We start from the raw sequence: 16,011 nt of genomic DNA, 5'->3' as shown, positions 1-16,011 counted from the left end.
TATTCAACATCCTTGCTGGGGCAAGGATGTTGTAAGTTTCAGCTTTTAACCAATCATATTTTTACGTCTTCTTAACAGTAGCAAACTGCTTATAGCAAAAGTTAAGATAGGCAACATCCCTGGAATTGGAACAGGTGAAGTGTTTTGACTACCAGGTGTTAAAGGATATAGATTAACTTGACCTGTATATTCACCTTCTTTGCCTTGTAACGAGCCGACTAACAAATTGCCGTCTATATGGCCATTATAGAAAACTGTATCGGCGAGAGGGGCAAGTAAACTGCCTTTGATACCTATGGAATGTAACAATAAAGATGTTGCATCCGTCAGGTTAAATAAAACTTTTTGGGTGAGACTTCCATCGTGTCTTACAGGTGGCGCGTTGTCTTGTAATTGATTGGTTTCTCCGTTGATAGTACGGAAAAATCCGAAGTTGTTCATGGTGACTGAAGTACCGCTTACATTAATCAATGCCCAGGCATCTGTAGGTATATTCAGTGTAAACTTTTGTGTGGATGCTAAATGGTCAGAAGTTATTGAAAAAATATTCAATCCGCTATTTTCACCTGTTAATGTCAATTGGCTGTATTCCAAGTTAACGTTACCATTAGCAGCAAAATTAGCCCAATTTTGCGATTTATTAATAATCTGCTGGCTTAGTGCATCAAAATCCACGTCATTGTTGTTAATGAGGCTGCCATTAGTTTGTGCAGGGTTCTCTCCGCTATAAAAACCGACCGTTTCATTGATAGATACCGTCCCGCCGATTCTAGCATTGCCATGGTAGACTCTGCCATTGGTGTACTCAAGATTACCGCCAACAACCAAAGTGTCTTGCTGATCCCAGGCAGAACTCAGTTCCATCGCGACTGAGAAATGATTTAATTTAAGATTTCCTCCGACAGCGAGGCGGCCCTCAACATCCGAGCCATATCCAGTCATGTCACCTAATATGAAAGCATTAAAGCCGCCTGCTTGGCCTAAATCTAAGAAATTTGCCTGAGCATGATGGAAAAACGATAGAAATATCAAACAACTGAATACAAGGCTTCGCTGTATACACTTGGAATGCTTAGTCATTTTCATTGGGTTTTACCGGTCTTTTGTGAGAAAGAGAAGTTGACAAGTCCATAATGGTTTTTTTGGAATTGCAGCCTGAAAGCGTAGTTCGTAATTATAAATCAAGCTCGACAAAATCATTGATCATAGTTTTAGGGATAAATAGATTCTTGCGTCTACCTAGCTCCTTATATCAAGAAGGTAAGTAATTTTTTTGACTAACAAAAAATAAGCAATTTAAATGCCAAATAATGTCCTGGTTAAGGATGGTGATTATGCTTAAAAAAGAATGTATGGAACCTGACAGTTTTGTCAGTTGAAATGCTAAAAGTGTCAGTATCTATGGGGTTTACCATTTAAATTTATGAACCGCCGCGAATTCATTCAGATCGTTTCCTCGGTCATTGCCCTCTCTGGTTGCCAAACTAGAAGCATATTAAAGGTATTGGAAAAATCTGATTTATATGAAATTCCTTCGTTTGGAAATGCCTCTCTGCTTCACCTCACCGATTGTCACGCGCAATTGATGCCGGTTTATTACCGTGAACCGGATGTCAGTTTTGGTGCAGGGGAGGGGTTGGGTCAGCCGCCTCATCTGGCAGGTCAAGCCTTGCTGGATCATTATGGATTCAGGCCGCAGTCAATAGAGGCGCATGCTTTTACGCACCTTGATTTTGTCGAAGCGGCGCGTGTTTATGGAAAAGTCGGCGGTTTTGCTCATTTGGCGGCGCTGGTCAAAAAACTAACAGCAGAGCGAGGCGTTGAAAATACCCTGTTGTTAGATGGCGGCGACAGTTGGCAGGGTTCGGCAACTGCGCTTTGGACGCAGGGTCGGGACATGGTCGCTGCGGCCAATTTATTGGGTGTCGACATTATGACCGGGCACTGGGAATTTACTTATGGCCCGGTTCAGGTCATGGAGAATCTAAAATCATTTAACGGGGAATTTGTCGCCCAGAATATCGCATTGACCGAGGAAGCTCTGTTTGAGCGGGATTTAGAGAACCCCGGCGTTTTTAAATCATATGTCATCAAGCAACTGGGCCAGGCCCGCGTTGCGGTCATCGGTCAGGCTTTTCCTTACACGGCGATAGCCAATCCCAAGCGCTTTGTGCCTGATTGGCAATTTGGTATTGAAGAGCAGAATCTGCAGCTTACTATCGATGAAATCAAGCGGCTTAAAGCGGCTGATGTGATTGTGTTGCTGTCTCATAACGGTTTGGATGTTGATGTGAAGCTGGCTTCTCAGGTTTCCGGACTGGATTTTATCTTGGGCGGGCATACGCACGATGCTTTGCCAAAACCGTTTTCAGTCAAAAATCGGGGCGGTCAAACCTGGGTCACCAATGCGGGCAGTCATGGCAAGTTTTTAGCGGTGCTGGATTTGGATATTGTTAATGGTCGGTTATGCGATTTTCGTTACCGGTTATTGCCGGTTTTTGCCAATTTGCTGCCGTCTGATCCGGACATGCAGGGTTTAATCGACTCGATCAGGGCGCCCTATCTGACTAAACTGAAAACACCGGTTGCGGTGGCAGACCAGTTGCTGTTCAGGCGGGACAATTTTCACGGCACTTTCGATCAACTGATATTAGACGCATTGATGACGGTCCATGACGCCGAAATCGCTTTTTCTCCTGGTTTCCGTTGGGGCCATACTGTGCTGCCGGGGGATGAAATTACTTTCGAAGATATCATGAACCATACCGCGATTACCTATCCTGAGACCTCTATAAGAAGGCTTAAGGGGCATGAAATAAAAAGCATCCTGGAGGATGTGGCGGATAATTTGTTTAATAAGGATCCCTATTACCGGCAGGGCGGCGATATGGTTCGGGTGGGTGGGATGACGTTTCGTTGCAATCCGGGTGCGGCTATGGGCAGTCGGATTTCCGATCTTGCCTTGACCGGCAGTTCGCTGCTGCAAGTGAATAAAACCTACAAAGTAGCCGGATGGGCAGGCGTGGGTGAGCCGTTATCAGGTGCGCCGGTCTGGGATGCTGTTGTTAAGTATTTAAAAAGCTGAAGTTTCCCTGTTTTTATAGGGTTGTCCAGACTGGTTGAAGAACTTTGTTTGCATTAATAGTTGCCGGGACGACGCCGTAACCTCACGAGAACAGTGCTTAATTTCATGCCATCAGGAGGTTATTGCCGACCAATTCTAAATCGGCAAATAGCGATGCAGATTGATGATGAAAGTCGTACCGACACCGGTTTCGGTATTAAATGTCAAGGTGCCGCGATGTTGCTGATGAATAATGCGGTAAGCGATATTAAGACCCTGGCCACTGCCTCTGTCCAGATCTTTGGTAGTGAAAAAGGGATCAAAAACACGGCTGCGAATGGGTTCCGGGATGCCGTTACCGGTATCGCTGATACGAATTTCCACACCGTTTTCCTTTGGGGCAGTTACCACTGTTATATTGCCGCGGCCTTTACGGCTGTCTTCTATGGCCTGAGCGGCATTGACGATGATGTTTAAAAAGACCTGATTCAACTCCCCCGGATAACATTCAATTAATGGAATGTCACCGAATTCGGTGACAACATCGGCAAAGTACTTATAACTACTGCGTGAAACTACTAAGGTGTTTTCCAGTGCCTGATTGACGTTAATATTAGCGATGCGGCTCGGGCCTACGTGAGAAAAACCTTTCATGGCCTGGACAATCCGAACGATTTGCGACATGCCTTCCAATGACTGGGCTATTGCCAGAGGCATATCTTCCAGAATGTAGGCCAGATCTTCTTTTTCCTCCAGGTCATGGACTTGTTCCATAAGCTCCGGTTGTTGTTGCTCGCTGAGCAGTTGCCGGTATAACGCTAGCAAGCGAGTGATACTTTCGAAAAAATCACCTATCGCTTTGATATTATCCCCAACGTATTGGGCCGGGGTGTTTATTTCGTGGGCAATACCCGCGGCGAGTTGGCCCACCGCAGCCAGTTTTTCTGCTTGCAGCAGGTTGTTGTTGGCTTCCTGAATTTCAAGCGTTCGCTGGTTGATTTGAGCTTCCATAAATTGCATCACGTTTTGTGATTGTTTGCCGAGTTGCCATTTTCTTAACATGGCGTGGACTGTCTGCCTTAAGGCCAGATCGCTGAAGGGCTTTTGTAAAATAAGCAATTGGTCGCTTTCACCCAGTTTATTAACAATGAGTTGCCAGTTCAAAGCCTTATCTGCGCTGCATAAAACCACATGCAGGTCCGGGTCGATCTGCCAAAGATGGCTGATCAATTCCAGTCCGCTGCCATCCTCGATCTGGCTTTCAATAAACAGTAGTTCATAGGGTACTCCATTAGCCAGTCGGCTCATGACTTTTTCTTTTGCCGTTTCGCTCTGAGTGCAACCATGGATAAGATAAGTCAGATTCTCATCGTTGTCGCCAAGGCTTGCGTCGGCACTCGCGTTGAACATAGCATCCAGGTGACTCCGTAATGAAGGATCCGGATCAACGACCAGAACGGCTGATTTTTCATCAATGTTAATAAACATGCTTAATTATTGTTATTTTTGATGTTAGATGAGGTCGGCATATTCTTCAGCAATTTTGTAAAACTCGGCTTCATTCGTTAAAAATGCCGAAACGATATCCGGATCGAAATGGACGCCTTGGCCTTCGGCAATAATACGGTTTTCCCCTAAATACCGATGGATCGAAAAGGGTGACTGTTTTTGACGCTCCGTTGTCTTGCCGCCAGATTATTTTTTGACTGAGCGTGCTGGCGATCAATCCGGCCGGGCAGTTTTTACTGTCAAAATCCGGCAGCGAAGAATTGTCGGGATAATGGCAGGTAAATTGACCGTTTTGTTGAGGGCTTAACCATAAACTGAGGCTTTGAATGGCTGTCAATTCAATGACTGCCTGGATAAAAGCATCCATAACCGCTGACGAATAAGTCATCTGCGCCATGCTGGCGGCATAACGGTATTGCAATTGCAGCGCCCTGGTTTTTTTATCGACCAGCATTTCCAGTTGATCATTCATTTGGTTAAGCTGCTGATTAGCTGCCTGCAATTGTATTTGCAGAATCTCCTCGGCTTTTTTCAGGCGGTATTGCTCCAAACCATCCACCAAGGTTTCCAGCAGAATTTCCCTGGGGCAGGGTTTGTTGAGAAAACGGGAGATATGAGCATTGTGCAGGGCGCTGATTGCTACATCCAGTTCGGCCCGGCCGGTGAGCATAATCAGTATTGTCTGCGGGTAATGTTGATAAACGGTTTTCAGAAAAGCAATGCCGTCCATGCCCGGCATGTTGTAATCCGATACGATGACAGCAAAGGGGCCTTGTTCTGCAGTTAAGGCCAATGCTGCCTCGCCACCTACTGCTACGCTGATGTCAAACTCGCGTCTGAGTTGGCGTTTTATCCCCTCAAGCAACAGCATTTCATCGTCAACAAATAGAATTTTTTGGCTGATAGCGGTGCGGTGGTTGAGTCGCTCATATTTGAGCCAGGGCTTGAGCAACTCGGGCAAAGTTCATTTCCATCATGGAAATGTCATCAGCTTGAGGCTCGCCTTGCTGATAGGCTTGCAAGGCTGAGATGACAGCGTCTACCCGTTTTGGTCCTGATGGTCCGCTACGCAAAGCAGTCTGTAAGCGATCTTCACCGAACATGACCTGGTCTTGATTCATTTGTTCGGTGACACCATCACTGTAAACGAACAGTGAATTGGCATGGCTTAATGGGTAGCACCGGGTACTTCGGCTGAAATCCTGCTCAGCCAGCACACCTAGAGGCAGATTATTTGAAGTTAGCGTTTCCACAATATTTCCTGCCGCATCAAGCAGGAAGGCGTTGGGCATTCCGCCTTGCCAAAGGGTGATACTGTCGGTGTTTTTGTCTAGCTTTGCCAGAACTGCAGAGCAAAACAGGCCGGTTGGCAGCTTGTTGCACATTTTGCCGTTAATATTCTGAGCCAGTTCCTCAATACTGATGAGGTTGTTGTTCAGGTCGTCAAATACATTGCTAATCAATGAGACCACTAATGCGGATTGAAGACCATGCCCGGTGATGTCGCCTACCATCAGATAAAAAAATTCATGACCTTTGCTGATGTGACTCAGCAAAAAATCTCCGCCCACTGTTTCCTTGGGCGCAGAATAATAATCCAGTCCATCGGGCTCATTTTCTTCGAAGAGCACGATGTTGCCATAGACGGATTTAGCCATTTCCAATTCATATTCCAGCATATATTTTTGCCGGGTTAATTCATCGTTCATGGCGGCCAATTGCAGGTTTTTTTGCTCTATTTCGCTGGTCAGCCTTTGTTTATCCCGGATTAAGTGGAATTGATCCAGCGCATCATCAATCACTTTGCGCAGGACATCCATAGGGCAGGGCTTGGGAAGGTAACGGAAGACATTGGTTTCGTTGATGGCGTTGATCGCTACATCCAGCTGGATATTACCGGTCAGCATGATTTGCACGGTATTCGGTGAAAGCGTGAAGGCCCGGTTGAGTAATTCAACCCCGTTGATATCAGGCATATTGTAATCAGCGACAATCACTGCGAAAGGGCCGTTTTCTTGCAGTAAGCTCAAAGCCTGCTCACTGCCGTTAGCCGTAGTAATACTAAACTGACGGCCAAGCGCGCGATGAAACATATGCAGCATATTCTCTTCATCATCTATAAAGAGAATTTTGTCAGTTTGTTTAGTCATCATTACGAGATACTCCGTCGTAGATTCGATGGTTTGAAAGGTTTGTCCTAAAGCCTGCAGATAACTCTCTTAACCCCCTGCTTTTGTTGCACAAGCCGATTTTGAAAGGAGTCCAATCGCTTTGTGATAAGCGTCTTCAATACATTCCAATGATTGCCGGCATTACTTATCCGCATAGTGAGCCAGCACTTTTTCAGCCAGTGATTGCCAATGAGTTAGTCGTTCCAGTTTGTTGATGCGTTCTAAATAGCTGAAGTCCAGATCGATTTCGAACAGGCGGTCACAGCCTTCCATGACCGAAGGTTTGAGCAAGCAGCTAGCGGTATGAACCGCAGTCAGAGCATTGAAACCGTCGTAATCGCTATCATTGGGTGTTTTTTGCAGCAAAATGGCTTCTATGATACGCGGAGGAATCTTCCATAAACTCAGTACATAAGCGGCTGCCTCGCAGCGGTTAAAACCGAATATGCTCGTTTCCAGCTCGCTGACCGGTATGTGGGTATTTTTTGTCTGTTCTATCAAGGCGTTGAGTTTGTCGCCGTCGCGAGATAGAAATAGCAGTAGCCCCAGGTTATGTAAAAGACCGCCCAGGTAAGCCTGGTCAGGGCGGTCCTCCATTTGTTGTTCAGACAGGGCGATCAGTTTTGAAAGGTCCGACACTCTGGCGGCATCCTGCCAAATATATTCCATGTACCGCTGCGTTTGCGGGTTGATGACCGGAAACGCACTTTTGACATGGGCAGACAGCATCAGGCTATTCAATTTTTTGACGCCAATCAGGTTGATTGCTTCTGTGAGGCTTGAAATTTTGCGATATAAACCAAAATACGGCGAGTTAACCAATTGCAGTAATTTGGCGGATAACACCATGTCTCTGGCAAAAATCTCCGCAATATCCCGGCTGGTTGTATTTTCTTTGGTGATGATGGCGTTAAGTTCGTTATAAATTTTTGGCAAGCTGGGCAACTGGTTAATATCGCCGATACCGGAAATGATTTTTGGATTGGTAACGCAGGCCTGGATTTTAAATACTTGGGCGATCACTTCCCTCAGCATTTCGGCACTGCAAGGTTTGCTGACGTACTGGTGTGCGACCTCAAGCCCTGCTTTCAAGTTTTCATCATCGGCATAACCGCTCAAAATTATGCGGACTGTGGCTGGATACAGCTCGCTGACTTGTTTTAGAAGCTGGTCGCCCCGGACATAGGGCAGCTGCATGTCGCTGACGATCAGGTCTATTGGTTGTTTAGCCATCAATTCCAGAGCTTGGGAGCCATTGTGGGCAAAAAATAATTGCCATTGCTCACGGTATGGGTGCAGTTGGCGTTGAATGCCGCTGAGTATATTTTCATTGTCGTCGACAAACAGGATGTTTTTCTTGATCATGCTTTCATGTCTGCTTTTGGACTTGAATGGGTAAGTGAATATGAAAGGTCGTTCCCTTATTCAACAGGGACTCAAAAAAAGTTTGGCACGATGCATTTTCACTACGATATTGTGAGCCAGACGGGGCCTTGGCCTGTCGCTTTGCCCACTGGCTTGGCCTTAAAAAACAGGTTAAAAATAATTTTTCCTGAATGTCTACCGGAATGTCGATGATGTTATCGGCAATGTTAATTCCACTTCATTGGCGTTTAACTTGCCTCTGCCGACACGAATCAAACAGGTACCTGAGGATTTAGCCTCAATGGCATGAGCAGCGTTGATGATCAGGTTCAGTATGACTTGATTCAGCTCTCCCGGTAGCAATCGATTCGCGTGTCCAACATGCCATCTTTATTCATTTGAATTCCTTTGTCGGTTACCGGTATATTGAGCTCCACAAATAACCTGTTTTTTCCTGGTTAAAATAAAGGTACGTTTCTAAAACAATCCGCAAGGACAACTCACGCATCTAAGTAGATCGGGCTTTCAATAACGCTTCAAACTCCACTCGAGGCACCGGTTTACTGAATAAATAACCCTGATAGGAAAAGCAGCCCAAACATTCCAGACAGGCGCGCTGCTCTTCGGTCTCCACGCCTTCAGCAATCACATTTAGTCCGAGATTGTGGGCCATGCCGATGATGGTTTGGATAATGGCTGCATCACATGTGTCGTAGATGAGGTCTCTGACGAAGGATTGATCGATTTTTAACTGGGATAGCGGTAATCTCTTCAGGTAACTGAGGGAGGAATAGCCGGTACCGAAATCGTCCATCGAGAAATGGATACCAAACAGTTGCATCTCCTCCATCTTATCAATGGTGTCCCTCACGTTTTGCATCACGAGACTTTCTGTAAGTTCCAACTTAAGCTTGAGTCCGTCCGCACCGGTATGTTTTAGAATATTCCACATCTGCTCGACAAAGTTAGGGTGTCTAAACTGACGGACACTGACATTGACGGCAAGGTGTAAATCCTTGGTGAGCGGGTCGTTTTCCCATGCTTTCAATTGCATGCAGGCAGAGTGTAATACCCACTCGCCAATCGGCACAATCAGCCCGGATTCCTCGGCGATCGGAATAAATTGGGCAGGGGAAATCATGCCGTGTTGCGGATGCTGCCAGCGCAACAATACTTCTGCACCGAGCACGCGTCCAGTATTGTCGATCTGCAGCTGATAGTAAAGCCGAAGTTGATCGAGCTCCAGGGCATGGCGTAAATCTGACTCCAAGGTCACCCGTGCTTCCAGTGTTGCATGCATATCTGGATCGAAAAATCGTAGCGCATTGCGTCCCGCTTGTTTAGCCTCATACATCGCCGTATCGGCGTGCTTCATGATTTCTTCACTAGTTAATTGGCTGCCGAAAAATAAACTAATGCCGATACTGGCAGAACTATGGTGTTCCTTCCCATCCAATAGGTGAGACTGAGTGAACGATTGGATGATTTTTTCACCCACGCGTTCGGCTTGGACAACTGCGGTCTCTAGCTCAGCATCCAGATTCTCCAGCATGATGACGAATTCGTCGCCGCCTAGTCGGGCGACTGTGTCGCCTTGGCGCACACAGGATTTCAAGCGTTTCCCCACTTCTATCAACAGCAGATCGCCGATACCGTGGCCCTTGGTGTCATTGATGATCTTGAAGTTATCCAGATCGATCAGCAGCATTGCACAATGGGCTTGGTTGCGGTCACTCACCATCATTGCCAGTTCCAGACGATCGTTTAGCAATCTTCGGTTGGGAAGATCGGTGAGAGGATCATAAAAGGCAAGTCGATGGATGGCCGCCTCAGCATCCTTGTGTTCGCTCAGATCGGAAAATGCGCCGACGTAATTGGTGACTTGCCCGGTTGGGTCGGTCACGGCATTGATAGTTAGCCACTTGGGATAAATTTCACCGCTTTTGCGCCGATCCCACACTTCGCCCTGCCAGTGCTTCTCCGAGATTAATTTCTCCCACATCGCCTGATAAAAAGCTTTGTCATGACGACCTGACTTCAGTATGGCGGGAGTTTTGCCGATGACTTCTGCCGGGATGTAGCCGGTTAATCGGGTAAAGGCACGATTGATCCGCAGGATACGATTTTTTTCATCCGTCACCATGATGCCCTCTTGCGATTCGATGGTGGTGGCGGCAATACGTAATTCTCGCTCGGCCAGCCAACGATCAGTGATATCGCGCACGATGACGACCAGACCCTTGCGTTCGCTGTCATCATTGAAAACTGCAGTTTTACGGACCTCGAATTTATGAACATTACCATCACCGATAATAACATTCTCTTCGCAAACTAGCCGATCGTGGATATTCCATGTGGACTCGTCATCGTTAAAGCACTTCTCGTATAACTCATGTAAGTCTGGTTGTTCAGCGACCAGTTGCAATTTTGTCTTACCTTGCCAGGCAACCTCATGAAGCTTGAAAAGCTGTCTAGCGCATTCATTCGCAATTAGCAAGCGACCCTCGCCATCCTTAAAAAAAATGGTGTCCGGGATGGACTCTATTAGCGTCGTGAGCTGATCGGTAAGAATGCGCAGATTGCTCTCGCTGCCTTGCAGTTCAAGTTGGTATTGTTTTCGTTGTTCAATTTCCCTTTCGAGCGCTGCCGGAGACGGTAAAGACAAAGCTTGCGGAATGATTCTCGCCAGATAAATCGCGGTGACAAAAGAGATAACTGCCGTGATGGCTTTTAAAATGGCATCCACCCAGTAAAACGGTTGCCACAACAACAGGATCGAAAATAAGTGGGTGGTGCCACAGGCCAAGATGAATGCGCTGAACATCAGGAAAATCCGGCGGAATTGCAGGTCTTTACGGCGCGAGACAAAGTAGTAAAGTGAGAATGGAATGGAGAAATAGGATAGTGCAATTAATGTATCGGCAGCTACATAGGACCAAAGCAGACCCGGTGTCCACTTAATACAGAAACCGTGCGGGACCATTTCACCCAAATTGAATAGATCTGATAAGGCCATCCTTAGCACTCCGATTGTGCAGAAGAGTGAACGCTATCCCCAAAACTCAGATAGTCGTTATTGTCAAAACAGCTAGTACAGATTAAAGAACAGGATAAATTCGGAGGCGTACTTAAAAAGTCTTTACCTTGGCAATAGTCAATCCATTGGTGAACTTCTCGGCTGCATTGACTGAGAGTTATCTCAAAACCGCCAGGCATCCAATCGGCAATCAGTGATATCGCGGCAATACCGCAACTATTGATGTTGGTTACATTTTCAAGACGAAGCTTAGCACTTGCCGCCGGATGCAAATTTGCATGGCTTTTACAGCACAGCAAAAGGTTTTGTGTGCTACTAAAATCTAAATTTTTAATAGTGACTTCAATCTCAGTATCTGCCACTGATACGCGCATTTTCGCCTCCACTTAATCGATTAAGCCATCGTTTCAATGTTAGGCAAAGAGGGCGTGATTGAACATCGTGCGATTCGGATTTTTAAACAGAAATTCCTGATGAAAATATAGGAAAATCCCTAAGACTGAGAACAACCAATGTTTACATCACGATTATTTATGCCAGTCTTGCGCATCGAAATAGCGGATCAGTTCGGTGATATTGTTGAGATGCAACTTTTTCAACAGGTGGGTTTTGTGAGTGCTGACGGTTTTGTTGCTAATAAAAAGCGCGTTTGCAATTTCGTTGACACTCTTGCCGTTAGCCAACAATTGCATGACTTCAAACTCTCGTTCGGATAGCTTTTCGTGTGGTTTTTTTTCGTGTGAACCTTCAAATTCGAAGACCAATTTTTCGGCAAGTTTAGGGTCGATAAAACGTCCACCAGCCGCTACTTTGCGGATAGCACTTAGTAAGATTTCAGGCTCACTATCTTTAGTAAGATAGCCCGATGCGCCGGCTTTTAAAGCACGTGTGACAATTTGTAACTCATTATGCATGCTCAAAATAAGAATCGGTAAATCAGGATAGTGTTTGCGCACGTAGGTGATAGATTCTATCCCGCTGAAGCCTGGCATATTCAAATCAAGCAATAGCAGATCGACTTCATCAACCTTATCCTTCAGAAGATCCAACAGCTGCTGACTGTTGTCTGTTTCAGCAACGATATCAATATCCACTGATAATTGAAATAAATGCTTAAGCCCGGTACGAATAATAGGATGATCATCGGCAATAATGAGTCGGATCATTGCCGATGCTCCGCATTACTCACCGGGATCCGCACCCGGATAAGCGTGCCATTGCCCTGTGAACTTGAGATGCAAGCTTCTCCTCCTAGCATAATGGCGCGTTCCTTTACGCCAATCAGCCCCAGAGAGTTGACTTCCCTGGATTCTGCGTAGTCAAAGCCTTTGCCGTTATCAGCGATTTCTAATACATAATTGTCGGACTCCATTTTCATGGAAATATTCACTTTGCTTGCTTGGGCATGTTTTAACACATTGTTGATGGACTCCTGGACGATCCTAAATAAGACGACTGCTTTTTCCTCATTCAAATCCAGTTCGCTCTCGGTATAGGAAATGTTGAATTCAATACCGGATCGCAATGCGGTAGTTTTCACAAGCCATTCCAGCGCTGGCCCAATACCCATTTCGAGCACCGTGGGCCTTAATTTTGTCGCTACCTCACGTGTTATCTCAATAGTGTTATCCACCAGCTGGGTAAGGCTTCGGATGCTTTCTAAAAGTGGTAGATTGTCCCCGGCGAAATTGATACGTAATAGAGCAATTTCCATGCGTAGCGAGCTCAACATTTGGCCCAAATTATCGTGAATGTCGAGAGCGATGCGCTTGCGCTCTTCTTCCCTGGTTCTTTCGCGGCGAGCAGCAAGTTGTCGTAATTGCAAACGGGAGGCTTCAAGTTCGCTTTCAATTAACTTGAGTTTAGTGATGTCCTGAGACGTGCCGACTGCGCGTAAAGGACGACCATCAGAAGAAAACTCCAATTCCGCACGCTCCCGAATCCATTTAACCTTACTATCTACCACAATACGATGAAGGATGTCATAGGATTCTCCTTGTAAAGCGGCAGCCCATTTGGCATTCACATACACTCGGTCATCCGGGTGCACTAGGGCTAAAAAGCTCTCATAGCTTAGCGTTGTTCCCCTGGCAATTTCGAAAATTCGGTAATTTTCGTCGGACCATGTCAGTTCATTGTTGACCATATCAAGCGACCAGCTACCTAGATTTGCTAAAGCCTGAGCCTCCGAAAGGTGAGATCTCTTCTCTTCAAGTTCAGCTTCGACTTGTTTGAAAGCGGTGATATCCAGGTTAGCGCCAACAATTTTATGGACTTCACCGTTTGATTTGCACGCAGGAATCGCAGATCCCTGAATGTAGCGCAACGCACCATCGCTCTGGCGATGGATACGAAACTCCCAGTATATTTCCTGCTTCATTTTAAGTAATTTGCGCAGTTTAATGGTGGTGTTGGATAAATCCTCAGGAAGGACCAATTTTGCCCATGTCCGATAATCGATCGGTGTGCCATAGGGGATGCCAAAAATTTCGTAGTTGCGCTCATCCCATTCTGCCAGCCCCGTGCTGATATCCCACTCACAGATGCCAATAGCCGCTGCTTTGGAAGCCAGGCGTAAGCGTTCACTGTATTTCTTTAGTTGTTGTTCAGTGCTTAGGATCTCAGTAACGTCGCGGGCAAGGCTAGTAGTACCTAATACTTGTTCATTATCATCAAGTATGGGGGCTTTGATGGTTTCTATCCAGGTTTCCCGGTCGTCATCCAAAGCTTTCTCAGTCAATACTATCTGTTGGCGGCTTGTTATGACTTGTTGGTCGAGCGACCGGTAATGATCGGCTAATTCTTTTGGCCAAATATCGTAATCGGTAATGCCGTTTAAATTGATCCGGTCATCGATCCCGACAGCTTGGGACCAATGCTTATTAGCTAAAAGATACCGGCCTTCCAGATCTTTCATCCAGGCCAAAAAAGGCAAGTTATCATACACAGCCCTTAATCTTGCCAATGTTACCCTAAGAGAATTTTCAGCATGCCGACGTTCGGTAATGTCCTCTATGGTTCCAATCAGATAAAGTGGATTACCAAAGCTATCGAAGATCGGTTTTTTCAAAGTAATGCAAAGTCTGTTTTCTTTAAATTTATCGCTCCACACGAATTCTTCATTGCTTATCAAAGACCGGCTTTCCCATACTTCGCGATCCTTAGCCAAAAACACTTGCATTTGCTCAGCCGGAAAGAATTGACTCCCGTCTGTTCCTCGTAAGTCGTTAGCTGAATATCCCCATTGCTCTTCGCTTGCTTTGTTGGCAAGGAGAAAACGGCTGTCGGCATCTTTCACAAAAACCGGCATCGGGATCATGTCAATGATCAGTTTCAGTTGTTCGTCAACGCGCTTGCGATTAGAAATATCGATGGCTACGCCGTTGAGCACGACAATTTGTCCGGCTTGATCGCGTTTAACTTGGCCACGCGCTATCAACGTTCTAATTGTGCCATCTGCATGTAGAGCATTCAGGTCAAGCTCATAAGGCAATCCGGCGTTAAGCGCTGTTTGAACGGCATCGTTCAAGCGGGCAAAACTTTCAGGCGTATATAAATGCGGGTGCTTCGAATAACTAGGTGCAGGCGATTGTGTATCCAGGCCAAAGATTCGGTAGAGTTCGTCCGACCAGTAGACCCTGTCATTAAGCACATCCCACGACCAACTGCCAATATTCGCAATCATCGCCGCGTCTTCAAGATGTTCGGTGCGTTGGCATAGCTCGTGTTCTCGTTGTTTTTGCAAGGTTATATCGGTAAATGTTACCAACCAACCTTGCATGTCCCCGTCTTTATCCAGCAAAGTTCGACAATCAGTGCAAACTGGGGTGCCTGTGCCATCGGGGCGTTGCACGTACAGCTCCAGTTCAGCAGCTGCATCACTTTGGTCTGCTAATAAGAACGGCAGCTCTTTTAATGAATACGGTGTGATGCGATCAGTTGAAAATATACCGCTAAGCTGGCCTTTGTGCTCTGGTGGTTTCTGGCTAAGCTCAAGCCCATAAAGTAATGTAGCCGCCTTATTTAGGAAGTTGACATTGAGCTCCGGATCAAGCACAACAACGGCATCCTTAAGGCAATTAATTATCCCATAAAGCAAATTAATTTCTTCTTCAGGAGTTTTGAATCCGAGCCTGATAGTTGACATCATGGTTTGTCCATGGGTTTATAAATGAAGGTATTGCTGGACGAAGCCGCTAACGCGGGGAAAGCCCTCTCTATTTGATTGACTTTAAAATGTAACATCAAACCCTTTCTAGACGGCATTCTCCACGAATCATGTGGTTACAAGTCAATGACAGCATTATCCGCATTTGATTTCAAGCAAAACTATCAAACTCATCTCAAACATCTGAAACTCAAGGGGCTTCAACCGAAGACGGACGGTCGCGACTTATGCGCGGACTATTAGACGCAGAGTTTGTTTATGGCGACCCGTTCAATCAGTTACCGGGTCTTATTTTTCAACCACTACAGCCTAGGCCTGCGCTTCGGGGCGTGGACTTACGGCTGCAAGCAGCCGTTTGTGTGTTAATGGTTATCTGGTTTTAGATCTGAGCGCTCTTTCTTTAACATGCATGCCATGAAAACTTAAAGAGTCAAGACTTGTAATGCGTAATTTTAGACCTGTTTAAATTAGGTCTGTGTTTCCTGGTTTTTGTAAGGATACTAACTATACTCGTCACATCAATTTAAATTCTGACTATTACAAATTGTTAGAGCGTCTGCAGTTCAGTCGCACATGAAGTCTGATCTAAAATTCAAGTTTTAATGAGTTAGAAAAACCCAAAAAACGGGTGTGATGGGAAAAATTAATCAGGACTCTCGTTTACTTGGTTGAACCGCGGTTTCTATTTTCTAACTTT

General features: G+C 45.8%; 10 protein-coding genes. 1 reads left to right on the top strand and 9 read right to left on the bottom strand.

The window, feature by feature from the left end:
• Window positions 1–45 precede the first annotated feature (45 nt).
• Window positions 46–1,086 (bottom strand): choice-of-anchor A family protein, encoded by a 1,041-nt coding sequence (locus Q7V32_RS12705; RefSeq protein WP_304897353.1) that lies wholly within the window; start codon window positions 1,084–1,086, stop codon window positions 46–48.
• A gap of 337 nt (window positions 1,087–1,423) precedes the next feature.
• Between Q7V32_RS12705 and soxB the strand changes: the two genes are divergently transcribed.
• Complete coding sequence (gene soxB / locus Q7V32_RS12700) at window positions 1,424–3,085, top strand: thiosulfohydrolase SoxB (protein ID WP_304897352.1); 1,662 nt, start codon at window positions 1,424–1,426, stop codon at window positions 3,083–3,085.
• A 135-nt stretch (window positions 3,086–3,220) separates the two neighbouring features.
• Here the strand turns inward: soxB and Q7V32_RS12695 are convergent, their stop codons facing one another.
• The 8 genes from Q7V32_RS12695 to Q7V32_RS12660 all read right to left on the bottom strand — a co-directional run bounded on the left by Q7V32_RS12695 (window position 3,221) and on the right by Q7V32_RS12660 (window position 15,296).
• A complete protein-coding gene (locus Q7V32_RS12695; protein ID WP_304897351.1) occupies window positions 3,221–4,552 on the bottom strand; it encodes an ATP-binding protein in 1,332 nt (443 codons plus the stop codon).
• Window positions 4,553–4,622: 70 nt separating this feature from the next.
• On the bottom strand, window positions 4,623–5,534 hold the full coding sequence (locus Q7V32_RS12690) for a response regulator (RefSeq protein WP_304897350.1): 912 nt from the start codon (window positions 5,532–5,534) through the stop codon (window positions 4,623–4,625).
• Window positions 5,500–6,726: a PP2C family protein-serine/threonine phosphatase gene (locus tag Q7V32_RS12685; RefSeq protein ID WP_304897349.1), complete on the bottom strand. Its 1,227-nt coding sequence runs from the start codon at window positions 6,724–6,726 to the stop codon at window positions 5,500–5,502. The genes Q7V32_RS12690 and Q7V32_RS12685 overlap by 35 nt, the downstream gene beginning before the upstream one ends.
• Before the next feature lie 159 nt (window positions 6,727–6,885).
• On the bottom strand, window positions 6,886–8,109 hold the full coding sequence (locus Q7V32_RS12680; RefSeq protein ID WP_304897348.1) for an HDOD domain-containing protein: 1,224 nt from the start codon (window positions 8,107–8,109) through the stop codon (window positions 6,886–6,888).
• A gap of 508 nt (window positions 8,110–8,617) precedes the next feature.
• Window positions 8,618–11,125, bottom strand: a complete 2,508-nt coding sequence (locus Q7V32_RS12675; protein ID WP_304897347.1) for an EAL domain-containing protein — start codon at window positions 11,123–11,125, stop codon at window positions 8,618–8,620.
• A 2-nt stretch (window positions 11,126–11,127) separates the two neighbouring features.
• The gene (locus Q7V32_RS12670; RefSeq protein ID WP_304897346.1) at window positions 11,128–11,520 is read right to left on the bottom strand and encodes a hypothetical protein; all 393 of its coding nucleotides are present in this window, start codon (window positions 11,518–11,520) and stop codon (window positions 11,128–11,130) included.
• 153 nt (window positions 11,521–11,673) lie between these two features.
• Window positions 11,674–12,312 (bottom strand): response regulator transcription factor, encoded by a 639-nt coding sequence (locus tag Q7V32_RS12665; RefSeq protein WP_304897345.1) that lies wholly within the window; start codon window positions 12,310–12,312, stop codon window positions 11,674–11,676.
• The gene (locus tag Q7V32_RS12660; protein ID WP_304897344.1) at window positions 12,309–15,296 is read right to left on the bottom strand and encodes a PAS domain-containing protein; all 2,988 of its coding nucleotides are present in this window, start codon (window positions 15,294–15,296) and stop codon (window positions 12,309–12,311) included. Before Q7V32_RS12660 ends, Q7V32_RS12665 begins: the two co-directional genes overlap by 4 nt.
• Between the last annotated feature and the right edge of the window lie 715 nt (window positions 15,297–16,011).

Source organism: Methylicorpusculum sp., from assembly GCF_030651835.1.
Classification (GTDB): domain Bacteria; phylum Pseudomonadota; class Gammaproteobacteria; order Methylococcales; family Methylomonadaceae; genus Methylicorpusculum.
The sequence above is the reverse complement of the archived record's forward strand: the minus strand, read 5'-3'. Positions and strand labels throughout refer to the sequence as shown.

Coding starts and splice junctions, on each gene's coding strand:
- Q7V32_RS12685 (WP_304897349.1), bottom strand. CDS start 6,726: ATGATGACTAAACAAACTGACAAAATTCTCTTTATAGATGATGAAGAG.
- Q7V32_RS12675 (WP_304897347.1), bottom strand. CDS start 11,125: ATGGCCTTATCAGATCTATTCAATTTGGGTGAAATGGTCCCGCACGGT.
- Q7V32_RS12705 (WP_304897353.1), bottom strand. CDS start 1,086: ATGAAAATGACTAAGCATTCCAAGTGTATACAGCGAAGCCTTGTATTC.
- Q7V32_RS12680 (WP_304897348.1), bottom strand. CDS start 8,109: ATGATCAAGAAAAACATCCTGTTTGTCGACGACAATGAAAATATACTC.
- Q7V32_RS12695 (WP_304897351.1), bottom strand. CDS start 4,552: ATGTTTATTAACATTGATGAAAAATCAGCCGTTCTGGTCGTTGATCCG.
- Q7V32_RS12670 (WP_304897346.1), bottom strand. CDS start 11,520: ATGCGCGTATCAGTGGCAGATACTGAGATTGAAGTCACTATTAAAAAT.
- soxB (WP_304897352.1), top strand. CDS start 1,424: ATGAACCGCCGCGAATTCATTCAGATCGTTTCCTCGGTCATTGCCCTC.
- Q7V32_RS12665 (WP_304897345.1), bottom strand. CDS start 12,312: ATGATCCGACTCATTATTGCCGATGATCATCCTATTATTCGTACCGGG.
- Q7V32_RS12660 (WP_304897344.1), bottom strand. CDS start 15,296: ATGATGTCAACTATCAGGCTCGGATTCAAAACTCCTGAAGAAGAAATT.